General features: G+C 35.0%; 18 protein-coding genes. 11 read left to right on the forward strand and 7 right to left on the reverse strand.

Features of this window, described 5'->3' with window-relative positions; translation table 11 throughout:
- Nucleotides 1–18: 18 nt before the first annotated feature.
- Entirely contained in the window at nucleotides 19–1,548 is a 1,530-nt protein-coding gene (guaA, locus tag WFZ86_RS18625) for a glutamine-hydrolyzing GMP synthase (RefSeq protein WP_342693336.1), read from the reverse strand.
- 78 nt (nucleotides 1,549–1,626) lie between these two features.
- Nucleotides 1,627–2,301 (reverse strand): hypothetical protein, encoded by a 675-nt coding sequence (locus tag WFZ86_RS18630; protein WP_342693337.1) that lies wholly within the window; start codon nucleotides 2,299–2,301, stop codon nucleotides 1,627–1,629.
- 408 nt (nucleotides 2,302–2,709) lie between these two features.
- On the opposite strand from WFZ86_RS18630, the gene WFZ86_RS18635 reads away from it, so the two are divergent.
- The 7 genes from WFZ86_RS18635 (at nucleotide 2,710) to WFZ86_RS18665 (ending at nucleotide 10,243) form a co-directional block, all read left to right on the forward strand.
- On the forward strand, nucleotides 2,710–3,096 hold the full coding sequence (locus WFZ86_RS18635; protein ID WP_342693338.1) for a RidA family protein: 387 nt from the start codon (nucleotides 2,710–2,712) through the stop codon (nucleotides 3,094–3,096).
- A 59-nt stretch (nucleotides 3,097–3,155) separates the two neighbouring features.
- Nucleotides 3,156–4,427, forward strand: coding sequence for a chloride channel protein (locus WFZ86_RS18640; RefSeq protein WP_342693339.1), 1,272 nt, complete (start codon nucleotides 3,156–3,158; stop codon nucleotides 4,425–4,427).
- 63 nt (nucleotides 4,428–4,490) lie between these two features.
- Nucleotides 4,491–5,951 (forward strand): rhomboid family intramembrane serine protease, encoded by a 1,461-nt coding sequence (locus WFZ86_RS18645; protein ID WP_342693340.1) that lies wholly within the window; start codon nucleotides 4,491–4,493, stop codon nucleotides 5,949–5,951.
- Nucleotides 5,952–6,151: 200 nt separating this feature from the next.
- Entirely contained in the window at nucleotides 6,152–7,156 is a 1,005-nt protein-coding gene (locus tag WFZ86_RS18650) for a DHH family phosphoesterase (RefSeq protein WP_342693341.1), read from the forward strand.
- 4 nt (nucleotides 7,157–7,160) lie between these two features.
- Nucleotides 7,161–7,790, forward strand: a complete 630-nt coding sequence (gene gldI / locus WFZ86_RS18655; protein ID WP_342693342.1) for a gliding motility-associated peptidyl-prolyl isomerase GldI — start codon at nucleotides 7,161–7,163, stop codon at nucleotides 7,788–7,790.
- Between the two features lie 24 nt (nucleotides 7,791–7,814).
- Entirely contained in the window at nucleotides 7,815–8,921 is a 1,107-nt protein-coding gene (locus WFZ86_RS18660; protein WP_342693343.1) for a peptidylprolyl isomerase, read from the forward strand.
- 107 nt (nucleotides 8,922–9,028) lie between these two features.
- Nucleotides 9,029–10,243 carry a peptidylprolyl isomerase gene (locus WFZ86_RS18665; protein WP_342693344.1) on the forward strand — a complete coding sequence of 405 codons (1,215 nt, stop codon included), beginning with the start codon at nucleotides 9,029–9,031 and terminating at the stop codon, nucleotides 10,241–10,243.
- A gap of 70 nt (nucleotides 10,244–10,313) precedes the next feature.
- Here WFZ86_RS18665 and WFZ86_RS18670 read toward each other — a convergent pair whose 3' ends face one another.
- Nucleotides 10,314–10,754 (reverse strand): hypothetical protein, encoded by a 441-nt coding sequence (locus tag WFZ86_RS18670; RefSeq protein ID WP_342693345.1) that lies wholly within the window; start codon nucleotides 10,752–10,754, stop codon nucleotides 10,314–10,316.
- A gap of 239 nt (nucleotides 10,755–10,993) precedes the next feature.
- Nucleotides 10,994–11,590, reverse strand: a complete 597-nt coding sequence (locus WFZ86_RS18675; RefSeq protein WP_342693346.1) for a GNAT family N-acetyltransferase — start codon at nucleotides 11,588–11,590, stop codon at nucleotides 10,994–10,996.
- 157 nt (nucleotides 11,591–11,747) lie between these two features.
- On the opposite strand from WFZ86_RS18675, the gene WFZ86_RS18680 reads away from it, so the two are divergent.
- Nucleotides 11,748–14,570 carry a M16 family metallopeptidase gene (locus WFZ86_RS18680; RefSeq protein ID WP_342693347.1) on the forward strand — a complete coding sequence of 941 codons (2,823 nt, stop codon included), beginning with the start codon at nucleotides 11,748–11,750 and terminating at the stop codon, nucleotides 14,568–14,570.
- A 172-nt stretch (nucleotides 14,571–14,742) separates the two neighbouring features.
- Here WFZ86_RS18680 and WFZ86_RS18685 read toward each other — a convergent pair whose 3' ends face one another.
- The 3 genes from WFZ86_RS18685 to WFZ86_RS18695 all read right to left on the reverse strand — a co-directional run bounded on the left by WFZ86_RS18685 (nucleotide 14,743) and on the right by WFZ86_RS18695 (nucleotide 18,758).
- Nucleotides 14,743–15,099 (reverse strand): hypothetical protein, encoded by a 357-nt coding sequence (locus WFZ86_RS18685; protein WP_024981137.1) that lies wholly within the window; start codon nucleotides 15,097–15,099, stop codon nucleotides 14,743–14,745.
- Between the two features lie 113 nt (nucleotides 15,100–15,212).
- On the reverse strand, nucleotides 15,213–16,391 hold the full coding sequence (locus tag WFZ86_RS18690; RefSeq protein ID WP_342693348.1) for an AIR synthase related protein: 1,179 nt from the start codon (nucleotides 16,389–16,391) through the stop codon (nucleotides 15,213–15,215).
- A gap of 177 nt (nucleotides 16,392–16,568) precedes the next feature.
- Nucleotides 16,569–18,758 (reverse strand): glutamine synthetase III family protein, encoded by a 2,190-nt coding sequence (locus WFZ86_RS18695; protein ID WP_342693349.1) that lies wholly within the window; start codon nucleotides 18,756–18,758, stop codon nucleotides 16,569–16,571.
- Between the two features lie 548 nt (nucleotides 18,759–19,306).
- On the opposite strand from WFZ86_RS18695, the gene WFZ86_RS18700 reads away from it, so the two are divergent.
- The 3 genes from WFZ86_RS18700 (at nucleotide 19,307) to WFZ86_RS18710 (ending at nucleotide 20,822) form a co-directional block, all read left to right on the forward strand.
- Complete coding sequence (locus tag WFZ86_RS18700; protein WP_342693350.1) at nucleotides 19,307–20,320, forward strand: glutamine synthetase beta-grasp domain-containing protein; 1,014 nt, start codon at nucleotides 19,307–19,309, stop codon at nucleotides 20,318–20,320.
- A 161-nt stretch (nucleotides 20,321–20,481) separates the two neighbouring features.
- Nucleotides 20,482–20,577, forward strand: coding sequence for a hypothetical protein (locus WFZ86_RS18705; RefSeq protein ID WP_342693352.1), 96 nt, complete (start codon nucleotides 20,482–20,484; stop codon nucleotides 20,575–20,577).
- A gap of 65 nt (nucleotides 20,578–20,642) precedes the next feature.
- Nucleotides 20,643–20,822 carry a hypothetical protein gene (locus tag WFZ86_RS18710; protein ID WP_342693351.1) on the forward strand — a complete coding sequence of 60 codons (180 nt, stop codon included), beginning with the start codon at nucleotides 20,643–20,645 and terminating at the stop codon, nucleotides 20,820–20,822.
- Nucleotides 20,823–20,957 lie beyond the last annotated feature (135 nt).

Below are 20,957 nucleotides of genomic sequence, written 5' to 3' on the forward strand. Positions count from 1 at the left end.
GAAACTCGACAACTTATTTTATTCCCACTCGATTGTGGCTGGCGGTTTAGAACTAATATCGTAAACCACACGATTAACTCCTTTTACTTTATTGATAATATCGTTAGACACTTTCATCAAAAATTCATAAGGTAGGTGAACCCAATCCGCTGTCATACCATCCGTAGATTCAACCGCTCTAAGCGCTACTACTTTTTCGTAAGTACGCTCATCACCCATTACGCCAACACTATTTACAGGCAACAAAATAGCACCTGCTTGCCAAACTTTGTCATACAATCCCCAAGATTTTAAACCGTCGATAAAAACTTTATCTACATCTTGTAAAATTTGCACTTTTTCTAAAGTAATATCTCCTAGAATACGAATAGACAAACCTGGCCCTGGGAAAGGATGTCTTCCTAATAATTCTGGATCAATTCCTAAAGTAGCTCCTACTCGACGTACTTCATCTTTGAAAAGCATACGCAAAGGTTCTACAATTTTCAGTTTCATATAATCTGGTAATCCCCCAACGTTATGGTGCGATTTGATAGTTGCAGAAGGTCCTTTTACCGAAACAGACTCGATAACATCAGGATAAATTGTCCCTTGCGCTAACCAAGTAACATCTTCAATTTTATGTGACTCATCATCAAAAACTTCTATAAAAGCATTTCCGATGGCTTTTCTTTTTTGTTCAGGATCTGTTATTCCAGCAAGTGCATCATAAAAACGCTGAGAAGCATCCACTCCTTTTACGTTTAATCCCATTCCTTCGTATTGATCTAAAACACTTTGGAACTCGTTTTTACGAAGTAAGCCGTTGTTTACAAAAATACAATATAGGTTTTTCCCAATTGCTTTATTCAATAATACCGCAGCTACTGTTGAATCTACTCCACCAGAAAGACCAAGAACCACCTTGTCATTTCCGATTTTTTCTTTCATTTCGGCTACAATTTCTTCTACGAAAGCGTTTGGTGTAAAGTTTTGAGGCACTTCGGCAATTTTTACCAAGAAATTCTCCAACATTTTAGAACCATCTGTAGAGTGAAAAACCTCTGGATGGTATTGAATTGCATAAGTAGTTTCGCCTTCAATTTTGTAAGCTGCAAATTCTACATCGTGAGTACTTGCTAATTTAATAGCATTGGTTGGTAAAGCTTTGATACTATCGCTATGACTCATCCAAACTTGGCTGTTCTCAGAAACACCTTCGAAGAAGATTTCATTTTCTTTGATGAAAGACAAATTGGCTCTACCATATTCTCTCGTATTAGAAGCTGCTACTTCTCCACCGCTAAAATGCGCTAAATATTGTGCTCCGTAACATACGGCAAGCATAGGAAGTTTTCCTCTAATTTGAGATAAATCTGGATGTGGTGCATCTTCTGAACGAACAGAAAATGGACTTCCGCCAAGAATTACTGCTTTGTAAGATGATAAATCACTAGGAAAGTGATTGTAAGGGAAGATTTCGCAGAATATGTTTAATTCTCGAACTCTTCGCGCAATAAGCTGAGTGTATTGCGATCCGAAATCTAAAATAAGTACGTTGTGTTGCATGCGCAAAAATACTTCTAAATTTCGGAATTGAAAAATTGAATTTTGAAAAATTTTAATTTTGTAGAAAAGAATGAAATCTTACTCTTTTACCAAGAGTATAGTTCCTTTAAAACCAGTGGCTAAGTTGTCCCAATAATTTTTAGAAAGTACTTTTTTCTGGTCGTCTATAATGATGATTTCGGCAGTATTGCCACCACTAGTTCCTGTATTTAGCGCCTCGAAATCTAGTTTATTAAAACCTTCACTCAATAAAATTTTGATATCTGTAAAAGCATCACCAAGAAAAACTTGCTCTTTTAGTATTGTCGCATTTTGATATACTCGAAGTAAGTCGCCATCTACATAAATAAAATCACGAACTCTTACAATCACAAACTTGGACTTGGTATTAATTTGACCAAAATCAAAATTACGACGAAGCAAAGGCATATTATTTTCGTTCAACGTTTTATCGACGTCTTTTTGCATCTTTTTTAAATACTCCTCGCCCACGTTGATAAACTTCTCTTTGGGAAACATATCCACATCGTTCGACTTTGTGATTGAAGTTGATGCTTTATTGGGATTTTCTGGCGAATTAAACACGTTAGGTTGTTCAATTTTGGGCAACTCGGCTGGTGGAATTACTTTTTTCTTTGGTGCTGCAGGAAATTTAGCTGGCGGAATCGGTTTGAATTTTGGACCAAACTCTGCTTGAGCATTTCCTTTGAATGCCAAAACCAAGAATAAAAAAAGGAATAGAAAATGTTTCATTCGCTAAGATGCTTTTGTAATTTCGATTGATTGCAAAGGAAAAATCCCTTTCTCTTTACAAAACTAACTTATTTCTTATTTTATACTAAGGTATTAGAAATATCTTAACATTTAATAGGTGTTTTCTATGTTTGTTTCTCGTTGTTCCTAGAAATATATTGAAAATGTATCCAAAAAGACTCTTTGTTTCCTGCTAGCCCCGGGAGGAGCGGCATCCTTTGCTGCCGGGGTTCGGCGGCAAAGATATAGCGTATCACGGGACGATGATGGCAAAAATGCGCTTTGCTACTGCTCCAAAAAAAGAAACAAATGTAACTTTTAACGTATTCGAATCGTTTTTTTATTGAACGATGATTGCCTAGTTTTGTTGTTCTATTAATAACCAAAAAGTAATTTTAAATTAGGAAAATGAAAAGACAAAATATTTTGACTGGCTCACCGTGGGAGGATAAAATGGGGTACTGCCGTGCGGTTCGTATTGGAAACATCATTGAAGTTTCGGGAACTGTAGCGATTGTGGATGGCGAAAAAGTGAAGGCGAATGATGCGTATGCACAAACGCTGAATATACTAGAAAGAGCTGAAAAAGTATTAGAGGATTTGAATGTGGGGATGAAAGATGTGATTAGAACTCGCATTTTTACTACCGATGTTAGCACTTTTGAGGATGTGGCTAGAGCACACTCCACTTTCTTTAAAGAGGTGAAACCTACGACTGGTTTTTACGGCATCAATCAATTGGTAGCGCCAGAATATTTGGTTGAAATTGAATTTACGGCTATTGCTGCTGAATAGTGTTCAAAATTTATATTGAATGCTTACATTAGCCACATTATTTGCTTTTGTTTCTCACTATGACTTTTGACGCGATAAAAAATAAAGGGCTTACTTTACTCCAATGGATTTTCGTTTGTGTAGTGGTAGGCTTTTTTTCTGGATCGGCATCTGCGATTTTTTTGTTGGCTTTAGAAAAAGTTACACAAATTAGAACGGATAATTTCTGGATTATTGGCTTCTTACCTTTGGGTGGATTTGCCATTGGGTTGTTGTATCATTACTACGGAAAATCAGTTGTCAAGGGCAATAATTTAATTTTGGAAGAATACGACACACCGCAACAAACCATACCCTTCAGAATGGCGCCTTTGGTTTTGATTACCACCTTACTCACGCATCTTTTTGGAGGTTCTGCGGGACGCGAAGGCACAGCGGTGCAAATGGGTGCAGCGATTTCGGACGGAATTCAACGCTGGTTTAAATGGGCTGTTATTGACCGAAAGACTATGTTGGTTCTCGGTATCAGTGCGGGTTTTGCTTCTGTTTTTGGAACACCAATTGCGGGAGCAATCTTTGCTATGGAAGTACTTAGTTTTAAAAAAGTAACTTTTAAGACCGTCTTTTTATCTTTTGCAGTGGCTTTCATTGCCTATTATACTGTTGAATTATGGCCGGTAACTCACACTCACTATACCATTCCGATTGTGCCTGAATTTTCGCTTGCTACTATTTTATGGACGGTTTTCGCAAGCGTTCTCTTTGGACTTGCCGCACTACTCTTTTCGCGTTCGACTCACTTTTGGGGTCATTTATTTAGCAAAACCATTTCGTATCCCCCTTTTCGACCTTTAGTGGGAGGTTGTATTTTGGCTTTGGTGATTTTTAATTTTTCTGTAGAACCTTATATTGGTCTAGGAGTACCCGTGATTGTTGACGCTTTTAGTACGGTAAATCCTTGGTATGCTTTTTTATTGAAAATTCTATTTACTGGTTTCACCTTAGGCGCTGGTTTTAAAGGAGGTGAAGTTACTCCTTTGTTTTTTGTGGGTGCTACTTTAGGAAGTGCCTTATCGATTGTTGTTCCAATGCCTATTGCGCTTTTGGCAGGAATGGGATTTGTGGCTGTTTTTTCGGGTGCCACACACACGCCGATTGCTTGTAGCTTAATGGGAATTGAGCTTTTTGGCTTAGAAAGTGGCGCTTACATAACTTTGGCGTGTGTCGTTGCTTATTTTTGCTCAGGAACAGTAGGAATTTATAAATCGCAAATTGTAAAAGGGCCAAAAGTAATTTTTATAGAAAAAATTGAAGTTTTATTAAATAGAATCAAAAAAAAGAACATCATTTAATACAAAGAAATTATGTTTTTTTTTTGTAGAATTGTTCTTGTTTTAAAAACTTAAAAAATCAGAATGGCTTTTGGATTCCCAGCATCATCATCTCAAGTTTTTGCATTAAATAATGTATCAAAAAAAACGTTTACCCTCTTAACAATTGAGATTAGTAAAAACCTCAAATGGAATTGTATCAGCTTAGAAAGTGATTTGGTTTTTGAAACGAAAAATGATAAAGATACTTGGAATGAAATTGTCGTTTTTTCTTTTATTGATGACACCATTTTAATCAAAAGCTCAAGTAACGGGAACCAAATTTTTGATGCTGGAAAAAACAAAAAAAACATTGACTCTTTCTTAGAAAATTATTACGATTCAATAGGTAAAAACTCCAGTATTGATGACTTGTCTTATGATAAAATAACATCCTCCGTTACATCTGAAAGCATAAACAAAAATATTAACGATACAACTATTACTTCATTTTACACTTATTTATCGCTATTTGTACCAACTAATAATTATTTCATCACTCCCCTTATTATTCTCGTTAATATTTTACTATTCTTTTTAATGGTATTTAATGGTGTTTCTTTTTTTTCTCCAGAAACACAAGACTTAATTGATTGGGGTGGCAATTACGCTCCTCTTACCATCGAAAATGGCTGGTGGCGGTTAATATCTTCTTGCTTTTTACACTTCGGTTTTTTTCATTTAATCCTAAATTGTTATGCATTAGGATACGTAGGTCTTTTACTTGAACCCTACTTTAAAAAAATTTCATATCTATGTATTTATCTGTTTTGTGGAATTCTTTCAAGTTTAACTAGTCTTTATTGGAATGACAACATAGTTAGTGCTGGAGCATCTGGAGCTATATTAGGAATGTATAGTCTTCTAACAGTATTGATGATCTCTAAGCAAATAAAAAATAAAAAAAGTTTAAGCTTAATTACGGCTATAATATCTTTTATTATTTTAAATATTTCAGGAAGTTTCAAAGAAGGGATTGATGGGGCAGCACATATCGGTGGTCTAGTGACTGGTTTAGTATTTGGATTTATATTAGTGCTATTGCACAAGAAACCAAAAATTGCCATAGGTTCGATTTCAATTCTTACCGTTGTATTTTCTGTAGTTATTTTTAATTACTGCAGACAAACGAAAGTTTATATTTATCAATTTTTTGAATATGAAAAAGAAATGCAGGACTTTGTCGATATGGAGAAAATGGCTCTTTCCTCTTATGGTAATTTCTTTGATAATTCTAAAGAACAAATTTTAAGTGACTTGAAAGATAGAGGAATTTACTATTGGGACGAAAACATTGCTTTAATAAAAAAATTAGACAAATTATACTTACCCAAAGAGATACATATTCAAAATGAAAATCTACTAGAGTATTGTGAGTTGTATAAAGAATACTATCAATTAACCTACAACAAGGTAAACGAAAACACTGCTGAATATAATCAAGAATTAGAGGATATTGAGAAAGAAATCCAGACTATTACCAAAAGGATAAAAGATAAAAACTAGTCCCACGATTAATACATATATTCTAATATCTCAAATAACTCTTAATGATTTTTACATTAGATAAAAAAATGTAATTTCGCAACTTATGAAATGAACATCACCTCTAATGGAGTTCAACACCAAATAACTAAACAATCTGGTCAAAAATAGAAAAGAGAAGAAGTTATTTAGTGTTCTTAAAAAAAAAATCAAAATTACGAATGACAATACAAGATATTCAAGCCGTTCAAGAGTTATTAGCAACACCAAAAAAAATTGCCATTATTCCGCACCGAGGGCCAGACGGCGATGCTATGGGTTCTACTTTGGCGCTGTATCATTTTCTACTTAAAAACAACCACCAGCCGGTTGTGATGGCTCCCAATGAATTTCCGGATTTTTTGGCTTGGCTACCTGGTTCTGAAACAGTAGAAGTTTACGAAAAAGAAAGAGTAAAATGTACGGCCATCTTAAATGAAGCGGAACTAATTTTTACTTTAGACTTTAACGCTTTACACCGCACGGGCGAAATGGAAACGGTTTTGAAAACACTTACCGTTCCGTTCATTATGATTGACCATCATCAAAAACCTGATGATTATGCCACAGTGATGTATTCGGATACACAATTTGGGTCTACTTGCGAAATGATTTACAACTTCATCACCTATTTAGGTCAAAAATCAAGTATCGACAAAACCATTGCAACTTGTATTTACACAGGTATTTTAACAGATTCAGGGTCTTTTCGTTTTCCAAAAACAACAGGGAACACCCATCGTATTGTGGCCGATTTGATTGATTTAGGAGTTGAAAACACCGTTGTCCCCACATTACTTTTTGATAATAGCTCCTATAATCGTTTGCAACTATTAGGAAGAGCTTTGCAGAATATGCAATTGATTCCTGAGAAACAAACTTCTTATATTACCCTTACCCAAGCCGAATTGAATGAATTTCATTTTGTAAAAGGGGACACCGAAGGTATAGTCAATTATGGATTGAGCATTAAAGGAATTGTATTCTCGGCTATTTTTATTGAAAATCAAGAAGAAAAAATCATCAAAATCTCTTTCCGTTCTCAAGGTGCTTTTGATGTCAATGAATTTGCTAGAAACCACTTTAATGGCGGAGGCCACATCAATGCTGCGGGAGGAAAATCTGAGGAATCGCTTAGTGCTACCGTAGCTAAATTTGAAGAATTGGTACATCAACTTAATATATAATCGTATGAACAGTACAAAAAACAGCCTTTTAGTCGTTTTATTCGCTTGCTTTCTTTGGAGCTGCGAACAAAACCAAGAAGCCCGCAGACCCCTTTCGCAAGCTTCAGGAAGTTTTATGAAAAAATCAATAGAGCGCAATAAAAAACTAGTAGCTTCTGAGGAAGACCGAATTCAAGCGGTCATCAAAAAAAATACTGGAATAGAATTTTTAGCTTCCAAAAAAGGATATTGGTACCATTTTTCGAAAAGAAATATGCTAGATACCCTTACACCAAAAAAAGGAGATGTTGCTTTTTACGACTACGAAGTAAAAGATTTGAAGGGAAATATAATTTACACCAAAGAAGAAACACAGCCTCAAACCTATTATGTAGACAAACAAAACATTATGATGGGGCTAAGAGATGGAATAAAATTGATGCGTAAAAAAGAAACTTTTGTATTCTTATTTCCTTCTCACATGGGATACGGCTATCATGGCGATAACAAAAAAATTGGCACTAACACTCCTCTATTGTGCACCGTAACCTTACGAAATTTTATGTCCGAAGCCGAACTTAAAAAACAAGAAATCCTTAAAGCCAAAGCTTTATTAAAACAACAAACGATTGCAAAAGATACCCTAAATCAATAAAAAACCTAAAATCAATTTATTAAAATGAAAAAAAGAATTGTTCTTGGATTACTAGCCTTAACGACTTTCTTCTCTTGTAAAAATGAAGAAAAAAATGATTTACCAGATGGTTTATATGCCAAAATTGAAACCAATAAAGGTGATATCATCTTACAACTTGCTTATGATAAAGCACCAATTACCGTGGCTAATTTTGTAACACTAGCCGAAGGAACCAATGAATTCATTACCGATCCCAATTTGAAAAATCGTCCGTATTATGATGGTTTAAAATTCCACCGTGTCATCGAAGATTTTATGATTCAAACTGGAGACCCTTTAGGTACAGGTTCTGGTGATGCAGGTTACAAATTCAAAGATGAATTTTGTGAATTTAAATTTGACAAAGGCGGTGTGTTGGCTATGGCCAATAATGGACCAACAACCAATAGTAGTCAATTTTTCATTACTCATTTAGAAACACCATGGTTAGACGGAAAACACACTATTTTTGGTCAAGTAGTTGGCAACGGAATGGAAGTAGTTAACCAAATCAAGCAAGGTGACTTTATGAAAAAAGTGACCATCATCAGAAATGGTGAAGCGGCGAAAAAATTCAATGCTGTAAAGACGTTCCACGATTATTACATCGTTGAAGCTGAAAATCAGAAAAAAATACAAGCCGAATTAGACGCTTATAATGCACAATTCAAAGCGGTACAAGATCAAAAAGTAGCCGATTTCAAAGCCTTAAAAGCAAAAGCTACAAAAACCAATACAGGTTTAGAATATGTGATCACTCAAAAAAGCAATGGTAAGAAACCAGCTGTCGGCGCTAATGTGTATATTCACTATGCTGGATTTTTAGAAAACGGAAGCCTTTTCGATAGTAGCATTGAAAGTGTTTCAAAAACTTTCGGAAAGTTTGATGCCGCACGTGCCGCAGCCAAACAATACTTACCAATTCCTTTTGAGTATGGTAAAAAAGATGGTTTAATTCCCGGATTCATCGAAGGAATTGAAAAATTAAAATTTGGTGAAAAAGCAACTATTTTCATTCCATCTAATTTAGGGTATGGTGCTCAAGGTGTAGGACCAATTCCACCTAATGCCAACATTATTTTCGAAATTGAGTTATTAGAAAAAATGTAGTTTTTAGTACTTAGTGATTAGCTTTTACTAAACACTATTTACAACAACTAAGGACTATGGACTAAGGACTAAAAACCAAGAACTAATTTTATAAACCATCAATACAAATGAAATCAAAATTGCTTTTTTTGTTATTCTTCGGGATAGTAAGCATCAATGCACAAGTAAAAAAAGTAGCCACTCCTGCTAAAAAACCAGCAGCGAAAACTGCTATTAATCCAACAAAAGTTGCGCCTGGAGAAGGATTATTTGCTACCATCGAAACCAACAAAGGAACCATTGTTTTGGCGCTTGAGTTTCAAAAAACTCCGGTAACCGTAGCTAATTTTGTAAGTTTAGCAGAAGGAACTAATCCTTATGTAAACAAGGAAAAATTAAAAGGAAAACCTTTTTATGACGGATTAAAATTCCACCGAGTAATTAAAGACTTTATGATTCAGGGTGGTGATCCAGAAGGCACTGGTTCTGGAGATCCAGGATACAAATTCAAAGACGAATTCACCGATTTGAAACACGACAAAGGCGGTATTTTATCTATGGCGAATTCTGGTCCCGCAACCAACGGAAGCCAATTCTTTATTACGCACAAAGACACGCCTTGGTTAGACGGAAAGCATACCGTGTTTGGTCACGTAACCGAAGGAATGAATGTAGTGAATACCATTGAACAAAACGATGTAATAACCAAGGTTACCATTACCCGTAAAGGTGCATTAGCTAAAAAATTCAATGCTGCTAAAGTTTTCACAGACTATTATGCCAATAAAGCAGAAGATGCCAAAAAACAAGCCGCTATCGATGCCGAAAATAAAGCTAAAAAAATAGCTTTAGAGGCCGAAGCTAAAAAGGCCTATGAAGCTAAATTTGGTCCAGTTATAAAAGCTAAAGCCGATTACATTGCCTCAGTTAGAGCGTCAGGAACAAAAACACCTTCAGGATTAATCTATCAAGTCATTCAAAAAGGAAGTGATGTAAAACCTGTTGATGGTTCTACGATATACTTTCACTACGCTGGTTATTTTGAAGATGGTAACTTGTTTGACAGTAGCTACGAAGAGGTGAATAAAGCCTACGGGAAATTCGATGCGAACCGTGCAGCTCAAAAAGGTTACCAACCTTTTCCTTTCGTTGCTGGCAAAAAAGAAGGTATGATTCCGGGATTTATTGAGGCATTAAGTTTAATTCATTTAGGAGAAAAAATGATTGCTATTATGCCATCTAATTTGTGCTATGGCGAAAGAGGCGCTGGCGGAGTAATTCCACCTAATGCTAATCTTGTATTCGAATTAGAAATAATGGATAAAAAGCCAGAAACGAAGTAATTCTTTTTGGAACAAAATAAAAAACCGATAACAAGTAAAATGTTATCGGTTTTTTTATGCTTAGAGAAATTTATTTCTTTCCAAATTTCCAGTCAAATTCGTCTTTTTGATTGATAATCGCACCAATCTCAAATTTTACCACTTCTTCAAATTCAGTTTGAAGAATAAACCAATTGTCTTCATTGAAGTAATTTTCAAACGTATCAAATTCTTCTTGCGTAAATTTAGTAATTCCTTTTGCAGCCAACTCTTTTTTAACAGATGCAATAGGTTTATCAATAATCAAATTACCAAACAATTCTAATTTTGGACTCGAAGCTACGATATAGCCTAATCTCAACTCTTCTTCTTGATAAAAAGTCAAACGCATTTTCAATTTGTTGTACACCAAAATCACGTTATCATCTTCGTCTTTGTAATTGCGGTCTGGCTTACCATAAATGGCGGTCACATCGTTTTGTTTCATCCCGAACAAAAGCTGATCAATCCCGCTTTTTAAATTTATTTTCATATGAAATTGTGTTTAAATTGTATAAATAAAGCGCAAAGGTATTTCCATTTTTTGGGATAACCATCCAATTCCAAAAAATAAAATCGAAACATTATTTTTTATTAGGAGCAGATGCAAAAGGCTTTATCAGGCTACATCGTCCCGCTTTCCGTTGCAATCTTTGCTGCCGAACCCCGGTATCAAAGGATTTCCACTACAATCGGGGCTAAATAGAAACATCGCACCTTTTTGGAAAGAGATTACAATTGCTTTTCCAAATTCATTTTCACTTTTTCGAACCACTCGTCTTTCAAAATACTCAAAATAATACTATCTCTACGTATTGCGGGAGTATGCGTAGGCATATGACTTCGCAAAATACCTTCCACCGTACAACCAATACGTTTCATAGCTGCAATACTGCGTTGATTGTTCGCATCGGCTCTAAATTCTACGCGTTCCATTCCTAAAGTCTCGAAAGCAAAACGAAGTAACAAATATTTGCAATGTTTGTTGAGTCCCGTTCCTCTAAAATGCTTTCCGTACCAAGTGTAGCCCAATTGCAGCGTTTTGAATTCAAAATTGATGTCATAAAAACGTGTGCTTCCAGCATATTTCCCTGATTGTTTATCATAAACGATATACGGAAATTCTTTCTGCGTTTCCTTTGCCTTTACCGCTAATTGAATATACTTTTCGAGATTGGCTTGACCATCAGCTTTTACTAACGAGAATTCCCAAGTTTCGGGTTCGTGCAAAGAAATATCCATAAGACATTCCGCATCAGTAACTTCCAAAGGACGTAACAACACTCGGTCATCTTCTAGAAGGTTTTTAGAAAATAAATCAAAATTCATAAAGTGATTTTTATAATCGTTAAAGATAAAAAATACCTTCTCCTTCCAGTAAAATAAACGCTTTTTATAACCGCAAAAGCAAATAAATTAACAATTTGCTTCTAAATTAAATGCTTAAATTCGTTTCATAGTAAAGTAATCAAATCATTTTTCTTTTATGAAATCAAAAATGTTCTCTCTTTTTTTGGCTTGTTTCCTAAGTCAATTTTATGTTAAAGCACAAACCAAATCCAACACCGATTTTAACGTTCCGTTTGAAGAATACGCCTTGCCTAATGGTCTTCGTGTAATTCTGCACGTCGACAAATCAGATCCTGTGGTAGCTGTAGCTTTGACCACACACGTGGGATCTGCAAGAGAAATTCAAGGAAGGACTGGTTTTGCTCATTTGTTTGAACATTTATTATTCTTAGAATCTGAGAATCTAGGCAAAGGCGGCTTAGATAAAATGAGTGCTCGAATTGGTGGTGAAGGCGCTAACGGCTCCACTAGTCGAGACAGAACCAACTATTTTCAAACCGTACCCAAAGACGCTTTGGAGAAAATGATTTGGGCCGAAGCTGACAAACTAGGTTTTTTCATCAATACTGTAACCGAATCTGTTTTGGCTAAAGAAAAACAAGTGGTAAAAAATGAAAAACGTCAAAGCTATGACAATCGCCCTTACGGAAACAACGCAGCAGTAATCAATAAAAATTTATATCCTGCAAACCATCCGTACAATTGGGAAGTGATTGGTTCACTAGAAGATTTACAAAATGCTACACTCGATGACGTCAAAAATTTCTACAACAAATGGTATGTTCCCAACAATGTAATCTTGACCATTGCCGGTGATTTTGAACCCAAACAAGCCAAACAATGGATAAACAAATATTTTGGTGAAATCAAAAAAGGACCTGCTGTTCCTAAAATGGCAAAACAAGAAGTAACACTTACCGAAACCAAAAAACGCTATTTTGAAGATAATTTTGCTCGAGTTCCTCAATTAACCCTTGCCTGGCCAACCGTATATGAATACCATCCTGACAGCTATGCTCTAGAAGTACTAGCTTCTTATTTATCCAAAGGAAAAAAAGCACCTTTGTATCGTTCTTTAGTAGAAAACAAAAAAGTAACGGATGCCGTTGGAATCTACCAATACAATTCAGAAATCGGTGGACAATATATGCTTACCATAAGAGCATTTGATAAAACCGATTTAAATGTTGTAATGGAAGGTATCGAAGAAGGATTCGCTCTTTTTGAAAAAGAAGGTATTAGTCAAGAGGATTTAAACCGAATCAAAGCCAAACAAGAAACGGATTTTTATTCTAGTTTATCGAGCGTATTAGGCAAAGGATTTCAGTTGGCACAATACACTATTTACACCGACTCGCCTTCTTATATCAAAGAAGATATCGAGAGAATTCAAGGAGTTACCGTTGAGGATGTTATGCGAGTTTACGAAAAGTATATTAAAGGAAAACATTTTGTAGCTTCTAGTTTTGTACCCAAAAATCAGACAAACTTGGTATTGAAAAATTCGGTAGTAGAAAACATAGTCGAAGAGAAAATTGTTGCTGGTAACGAAGCCGAATTTGATGCCAATGTAACCGCAACCTATCCAAAAACCGCTTCAAGCTTTGACCGAAGCATCGAACCTCCTTATGGCGAAAGCCCTGCAGTAAAAACACCAGCCGTATGGAAACAAAAACTTTCCTCTGGCTTAAATATATATGGAATTGAAAACAATGAAGTTCCTTTAGTAGCTTTTAATTTGCAAATAAAAGGAGGCCTTTTATTAGAAAAGAAAAACAAAATTGGAGTATCGAATCTATTGGCTAGTTTACTCACCAAAGGAACCCAAAACAAAACTACAGAAGAATTAGAAAATGCTATTGAAATCTTGGGCGCTTCCATTCGATTGGATGCTACAGATAATGCTATTGTAATTTCAGGATCTTGTTTATCCAAAAACTATGACAAAACTATGGAGTTGGTTCAAGAGATTATTACTCAACCACGTTGGGATGCTACCGAATTTGATTTGATTAAAAAAAGTACACTAAACCAAATTAACCAACAAAAAGCTGATCCAAACAGTATTGCTAGAAACGAATTTAGAAAACTACTTTATGGTCCAGAAAGTCCGTTGTACACTGTTTTGATTGGTACTGAAGAAACGGTAAACAACATCATTCTAGAAGATCTAAAAAAGTATTATACTGAAAATTTTTCGGCCTCGATAACCAATTATCAGATTGTGGGAGCTGTTACAAAGTCACAAGTTTTGAACACCATCGAACGCTTGAATAACAATTGGAGGGCCAAAAAAGTTATCATTCCAATGCCAGTGATTGTAGATAAAAAATCAAAATCAACACTTTATTTTTATGATGTACCAGGAGCAAAACAATCAGTTTTACGTATCGGTGGAATTGCATTAGCAGCTACAGATCCAGAATATCATTTGGTAGATGTTTTGAATTATCGTTTAGGCGGTGGTGGATTTGCCTCACAACTTACCCAACAATTGCGCGAAGAAAAAGGATACACTTATGGAATTAATTCAAACTTCATTGGAAGTACCTACAAAGGCACCTTTGTAATTACGAGTGGCGTACGTTCTAACATTACTTTTGAGGCTGTATCATTAATAAAAAATATTGTGGCTGACTACGGGAAAAACTTCTCTGAATCTGATTTAGAAATCACAAAAGGCTATTTGATTAAGAGTAATGCAAGAGCTTTTGAAACCTTGGACGCCAAACTCAATATGCTCAATGATATTTGCAATTATAACTATCCCAACGATTATGTAAAACAACAAGAAACAGAAACTAAAAACGTGACGGTGGCTGATATAAAGAAACTAGCCAATAAATACCTTAATGCAAACGAAATGATATACCTAATTGTAGGTGATGCTGCAACACAACTGGAAAAATTAGAACAAATTGGTTTTGGAAAACCAGTACTTTTGAATCCTAAACAATAAAAATTATTTCATTAGGATAGAACTTAGCCCAGACCGTAGTGGAAAGCCCGGAGCAAAAAAAATTGATTTTTCTTGTTCTAAAAGAGCGACTAACAGAAGCTCCTTTTAGAATATAGAAAAATCATTTTTTTTGTGAGGACTTGTAACGGAGCGCTGGAATTAGCTCCTAAAATTATTCGTTGAACTCGTCGTAGCGAACGGGAACTTGAGGGTCATATACTGGACATTTGAACTCTTCGAGCGTGTCGGCCAATAAATTCATCGTTTTCCCATCGGTGCCGTAGCAGTCGATTTGAATGCTTTGCGGCGTGGTTTTGACCTGAAAAGCGCCTTTGCCTTTGGTGTTTTTCCAACTGCTGTCGTCTACTTTTTCCCAAGTTGCGAAAACACTATTCAACCGATTCAAAATAACTTCGACAGGTAAATCTTCTAAACCCTCAACGATTTCTTGTTCGACCAAGGCTTCGTAAACCAAATGATGATTGAGGTAAATGCCCTCTTGATAACGCCAAAAAAGTAGTTCGTACATGGGGAAAGGGGTTAAGGTTTTAAATAGTTTAAGATTGTTTAAAGTTTAAGGTTGTTTAAAAGATGTAATCGTTAGTTGCTAAAACAACTTTAAACTTTAAACTTTTAAACAATTTAATATTCGAAAGTACCGTATTCGCTGTTGATGGTTAGTTTTTTGGCATCAGAAGCTTCTACTCTACCTACAATTTTCGCATCGACATTGAACGATTTTGAAATCGCAATGATGTCTTGTGCAATAGCTTCTGGCACGTATAACTCCATTCGGTGACCGCAATTGAATACTTGATACATCTCTTTCCAATCCGTTTTGGATTGCTCTTGAATCAGTTGAAACAAAGGCGGTACTGGAAATAAATTGTCTTTTATGATGTGCAAATTATTGACAAAATGCAGGATTTTAGTTTGCGCTCCACCGCTACAGTGTACCATTCCGTGTACTTCGTTAGCAGAATATTTATCTAAAATAGCCTTTATGATTGGCGCATAAGTTCTAGTTGGTGATAAGACCAATTTACCAGCATCTATAGGTGAATTTTCAACAGCATCTGTCAATTTTACTTGACCAGAATAAATCAATTCTGAAGGAACAGCGGCATCGAAACTCTCAGGATATTTGGCCGCCAAGTATTTCTCGAAAACGTCGTGACGGGCAGAAGTTAATCCGTTACTTCCCATTCCTCCGTTGTATTCTTTTTCATAAGTAGCTTGACCAAAAGATTCCAAACCTACAATAACATCACCAGCTTGGATATTGGCATTATCAATTACTTTAGAACGTTTCATTCGTGCGGTAACCGTTGAATCAACAATGATAGTGCGAACAATATCTCCAACATCGGCCGTTTCACCGCCTGTAGAATGAATAGTCACCCCAAAAGTAGCCAGTTCCTGAATTAATTCTTCAGTACCATTAATAATCGCCGAAATAACCTCAGCAGGAATTAGATTTTTGTTTCTTCCGATAGTAGAAGAAAGTAAAATATTGTCAATAGCTCCTACACACAATAAATCATCAATATTCATAATTAATGCATCTTGTGCAATGCCTTTCCAAACAGAAATATCCCCAGTTTCTTTCCAATACATATACGCTAGTGAGGATTTTGTTCCAGCACCATCGGCATGCATAATCAAGCAATAATTTGGATCTTGGGTAAGGTAGTCAGGGACAATTTTACAAAATGCTTGTGGAAATAAACCTTTATCGATGTTTTTAATAGCATTATGCACATCTTCTTTGGATGCCGAAACACCACGTTGTGCATATCTTTTAGAAGTATCTGAACTCATGAAATTAGTTTGTGTTGATGTGGTGCAAAGATAACCAGTTTTTTTAAATTCTTGGTTTAAACCAGAAGTTGGATTACAAAAAAACCGATAGATCCTAAAATCATATCGGTTTTCAAAACAAAATTAAAAAAGGGAGTCTAAAATTAGGCTCCCTTTAGAAGTAACTAATACTTTATATTACTTAGTAAACAATAACTCTCTGTATTTGGTTAAAGTCCATAATTCATTATCAACTAACAATTCTAGTTTGTCACAATGGTTACGAATTTCTTCAAAATAAGGTTTTACTTTGTTACAGTATGCTTCAGCCATTTCCTGAGCATCAGCCAAGTTGTTGGCAACTTTTCTTTCGTTAGTCATCAAAGCGACTTTAGAATTAATCCCTTCAATATGACCTGAAATTTCTTTTATAAGAAGGATTTGTTCTTTTGCAACATTTTCGTAATCCGATCCAAAAATATCTTTTAATCCTTTTACATTTTCGATTAAAGTATTTTGGTAACGAATTGCTGTTGGAATTACATGATTCTTAGAAATATCACCTAAAACACGTCCTTCAATTTGAATTTTTTTAGTGTACTCTTCTAATTCAATTTCATAACGAGCTTCAACCTCAACATGATTCATAATACCTAACTCAGCAAATAAATCTAAAGCTTTTTTAGAAGCTCTCGCTTTCAATGCCTCTGGTGTAGTTTTGAAGTTACTCAATCCTCTTTTTGCTGCTTCGTTAGCCCATGCTTCACTGTAGCCATCTCCTTCAAAAAGAATCTTTTTAGATTGTTTGATATACTCTCTTATTACATTGAAAATAGCATCATCTTTTTTCATGTCTTTCTCTTCAATGAGAGCATCAACTTCTATTTTAAAATCTTTTAGTTGTTTTGCCACAATAGCATTCAAAGTAGTCATTGCGTTAGAACAATTTGCAGAAGAACCTACAGCTCTAAACTCAAATTTATTTCCAGTAAAGGCAAATGGAGAAGTTCTATTTCTATCCGTATTATCTAAAAGTACGTCTGGAATTTTACCAACTACGTTCAATTTTAAGTCTGTTTTTTCTTCAGGAGATAATTTTCCGGCCGTTACACCTTCTAATTCAGCTAATACTTTTGTCAATTGTTCCCCAATAAAAACAGAAATAATTGCAGGTGGTGCCTCATTGGCTCCTAGTCTATGATCATTACTAGCCGTAGCGATAGAAGCTCTTAATAATTCTTCATAATCATTAACCGCTTTGATAGTGTTCACAAAGAAAGTTAAAAATTGTAAGTTGCTCATTGGTGTTTTACTTGGGCTTAACAAGTTCACTCCAGTATCCGTAGCCAATGACCAGTTGTTGTGTTTACCAGAACCATTAACGCCTTTGAATGGTTTTTCGTGCAATAACACTTTGAAATCATGTCTTTCAGCTACTTTACCCATTACATCCATCAATAAACAGTTGTGGTCTACTGCTAAGTTAGTTTCTTCAAAAATTGGCGCTAACTCAAATTGGTTTGGTGCAACCTCATTATGACGTGTTTTTACTGGAATACCTAACAACATGCACTCTTGCTCAAGGTCTCTCATAAAAGTTAGGGCACGTGATGGAATAGAACCAAAGTAATGATCATCCAACTGTTGTCCTTTTGCCGAAGTATGTCCTAATAAAGTTCTACCAGTCATCATTAAGTCAGGACGTGAATTTGCCAAAGATTTATCGATTAAGAAGTATTCTTGCTCCCACCCTAAAGTTGCAGTTACTTTCTTTACGTTTTTGTCAAAATACTTACACACTTCGGTAGCTGCTTCATCCATTGCAGATAAAGCTCGTAATAATGGGATTTTGTTATCTAACGCTTCACCAGTATACGAAATAAAAATAGTAGGTATACACAAAGTTGTGCCATAAATAAAAGCTGGTGACGTTGGATCCCAAGCGGTATAACCTCTGGCTTCAAAAGTATTTCTTATCCCTCCATTTGGAAAACTAGAAGCATCTGGTTCTTGCTGAACCAATTGTGCTCCACCAAATTTTTCTACTGGATCACTTCCATCATAAGAAGTTTCAAAAAAAGCATCATGTTTTTCAGCAGTAGTACCTGTTAATGGTTGAAACCAATGCGTATAATGAGTAACGCCTTTAGCTAAAGACCACTCTTTCATCCCCATTGCTATGTAATCTGCAATTTTTCTGTCAATTTTTGTCCCATGCAAAATGGCACCTTTAACAGCTTTATAAGCATCAGAAGTCAAATATTGCTTCATTGCTTTATCATTAAAAACATTCGAACCAAAAAGAGATGATTTTCTATCTGATTCCTCAAATTTTACTGGCTTTCTATTCGATGCTTCGCTTAAAGCTTGAAAACGTATTGTAGACATAGTAATGGTTTTTAGTTGTTATTACTTTATTTTTTTTGTAACAAATATAAGCAATTACACTTTTAGAGTCGAATATTAAAATTTAATAAATTGGACGAAAAATAAAGAAAGAAGAAAAACAAACTACCACTCAATAACCAAATAACAGAAAAATTTTTAGACTAAAAATATGAATCAAACTTAAAAAAATTAAAGATAACCAAACAAACAATCTCCAAATTCAAAACAATAAATATTCATAAAAACAAACAACTTTCAATATAAAAACCACTTTTTTACAAAAATATAACAAAAAAAAGTAGTTATTTTACATAAAAAACATCTATTTATCAATAAAAGAACGTATTAATACCAAAAAAAAAGACGAATATTACGAATTTGTTTTTTTAGCACACTTAAAATTGCTTTTTTAAAAATATACCCCCTTCAAAATTACACTTAATTAAAATCCTTCAATAAAACCCCAATTATCACCCCCTATTTTTTAGTAGTAAAAAAAATAAATTTATATTTGACCCAGAAAAAAAATAAAACAAATTCATATAGTTATGGCTAAAATTAAATTAGAGTATATCTGGTTAGACGGATACGAACCAACACAAAATTTAAGAAGTAAAACAAAAGTTGAAGAGCATGAAAATTTCCAAGGAACTTTAGAAGAACTAGGTAACTGGTCTTTTGATGGATCCTCTACAAAACAAGCCGAAGGCGGATCATCTGATTGTCTTTTAGTACCTGTTGCCATTTATCCTGACCCAACTCGTATTAACGGTTGGTTAGTAATGACCGAAGTTATGAACGCTGATGGTACTCCTCACCCATCTAATGGTAGAGCTACTATTGATGATGATGGAGATTTCTGGTTTGGTTTCGAACAAGAATATTTCATCATGGACACTAAAACATTATTACCATTAGGTTTCCCTGTAGGTGGATACCCTGCACCACAAGGTATGTACTATTGTTCAGTTGGAGGAAAAAATACTCACGGAAGAAAATTAGTTGAAGAGCATGCTGATTTATGTATTGCAGCAGGAATTAACTTTGAAGGAATTAACCAAGAAGTAGCTTGCGGACAATGGGAATTCCAATTATTTGCAAAAGGTGCTAAGAAAGCAGGAGACGAAATTTGGGTAGCACGTTACCTTTTAGATCGTTTAACTGAGAAATACGGTTACTATATCGAGTACCACCCAAAACCTCTAGGAGACACAGACTGGAATGGTTCAGGAATGCACGCTAACTTCTCTAACGAAGTTTTAAGAACATGTGGTTCTCAAGAAGTATACGAAAAAATATGTGAAGCTTTCCGTCCAGTAACTGCTGAACACATTGCAGTTTATGGAGCATTTAACGATCAACGTTTGACTGGTAAACACGAAACTGCATCTATTCACGATTTCTCTTACGGAGTATCAGACAGAGGTTGTTCTATCCGTATTCCTTTAATGACTGTACAAAAAGGTTGGAAAGGTTGGTTAGAAGACAGAAGACCAGCATCTAATGGTGATCCATACAAAATTGCCGCAAGAATTATTAAAACAGTTAAATCTGCTTTGTAATTTCTACAAATACTTTAAATAAAAAGTGCTAGCTATTATAGTTAGCACTTTTTTTATGTGTATAGAATTTAAGTACAATATGTGGCCATCTTCATCTAGCTACTAATATTATAATGAATCATGCTACTCCACTTTTTATAGCATTAATTGTAATTGAAGTAATGAATGTTTTATTTACTGTTGATAGCGTTCCGGCTATTTTAACCATAACCTCAGACCCTTTTTCAGTATTTTACCCTAATACTTTGCCATTCTAGTTTTACCGGTAATGTATTTATCCTTAGCGAATATGTTTGTTAAATTTAGCCATTTATAATACAGCTTGATTGCCATTTTGAGCTTTGTGGGTTTAAAAATACTACTTCATGATTATATCGAAGTTCCTGAATGGGCTTCACTTGGTTTTATCGCCTTATCACTACTTACTGGAGTATTAGTTTCATTAAAACTCAGCAAAGACGAAGATATTATTGAAGAAACTAAAGCACAAAAAAAGCTATGAAGTTTGAACAGAGCCACTGAAAAACCACGTCAATTTTGATAGACCTCGTTTTTAGATAAAAAAAACGCTTATAATTGGATTTTAATCTTCCTTTTATAAGCGTTTTTCCTTTGTGATTAATTTTTTAATGGGATT

The sequence above is a fragment of the Flavobacterium polysaccharolyticum genome (assembly GCF_038739875.1).
GTDB lineage: Bacteria > Bacteroidota > Bacteroidia > Flavobacteriales > Flavobacteriaceae > Flavobacterium > Flavobacterium polysaccharolyticum.

Coding starts and splice junctions, on each gene's coding strand:
- guaA (WP_342693336.1), bottom strand. CDS start 1,548: ATGCAACACAACGTACTTATTTTAGATTTCGGATCGCAATACACTCAG.
- WFZ86_RS18630 (WP_342693337.1), bottom strand. CDS start 2,301: ATGAAACATTTTCTATTCCTTTTTTTATTCTTGGTTTTGGCATTCAAA.
- WFZ86_RS18635 (WP_342693338.1), top strand. CDS start 2,710: ATGAAAAGACAAAATATTTTGACTGGCTCACCGTGGGAGGATAAAATG.
- WFZ86_RS18640 (WP_342693339.1), top strand. CDS start 3,156: ATGACTTTTGACGCGATAAAAAATAAAGGGCTTACTTTACTCCAATGG.
- WFZ86_RS18645 (WP_342693340.1), top strand. CDS start 4,491: ATGGCTTTTGGATTCCCAGCATCATCATCTCAAGTTTTTGCATTAAAT.
- WFZ86_RS18650 (WP_342693341.1), top strand. CDS start 6,152: ATGACAATACAAGATATTCAAGCCGTTCAAGAGTTATTAGCAACACCA.
- gldI (WP_342693342.1), top strand. CDS start 7,161: ATGAACAGTACAAAAAACAGCCTTTTAGTCGTTTTATTCGCTTGCTTT.
- WFZ86_RS18660 (WP_342693343.1), top strand. CDS start 7,815: ATGAAAAAAAGAATTGTTCTTGGATTACTAGCCTTAACGACTTTCTTC.
- WFZ86_RS18665 (WP_342693344.1), top strand. CDS start 9,029: ATGAAATCAAAATTGCTTTTTTTGTTATTCTTCGGGATAGTAAGCATC.
- WFZ86_RS18670 (WP_342693345.1), bottom strand. CDS start 10,754: ATGAAAATAAATTTAAAAAGCGGGATTGATCAGCTTTTGTTCGGGATG.
- WFZ86_RS18675 (WP_342693346.1), bottom strand. CDS start 11,590: ATGAATTTTGATTTATTTTCTAAAAACCTTCTAGAAGATGACCGAGTG.
- WFZ86_RS18680 (WP_342693347.1), top strand. CDS start 11,748: ATGAAATCAAAAATGTTCTCTCTTTTTTTGGCTTGTTTCCTAAGTCAA.
- WFZ86_RS18685 (WP_024981137.1), bottom strand. CDS start 15,099: ATGTACGAACTACTTTTTTGGCGTTATCAAGAGGGCATTTACCTCAAT.
- WFZ86_RS18690 (WP_342693348.1), bottom strand. CDS start 16,391: ATGAGTTCAGATACTTCTAAAAGATATGCACAACGTGGTGTTTCGGCA.
- WFZ86_RS18695 (WP_342693349.1), bottom strand. CDS start 18,758: ATGTCTACAATACGTTTTCAAGCTTTAAGCGAAGCATCGAATAGAAAG.
- WFZ86_RS18700 (WP_342693350.1), top strand. CDS start 19,307: ATGGCTAAAATTAAATTAGAGTATATCTGGTTAGACGGATACGAACCA.
- WFZ86_RS18705 (WP_342693352.1), top strand. CDS start 20,482: ATGAATGTTTTATTTACTGTTGATAGCGTTCCGGCTATTTTAACCATA.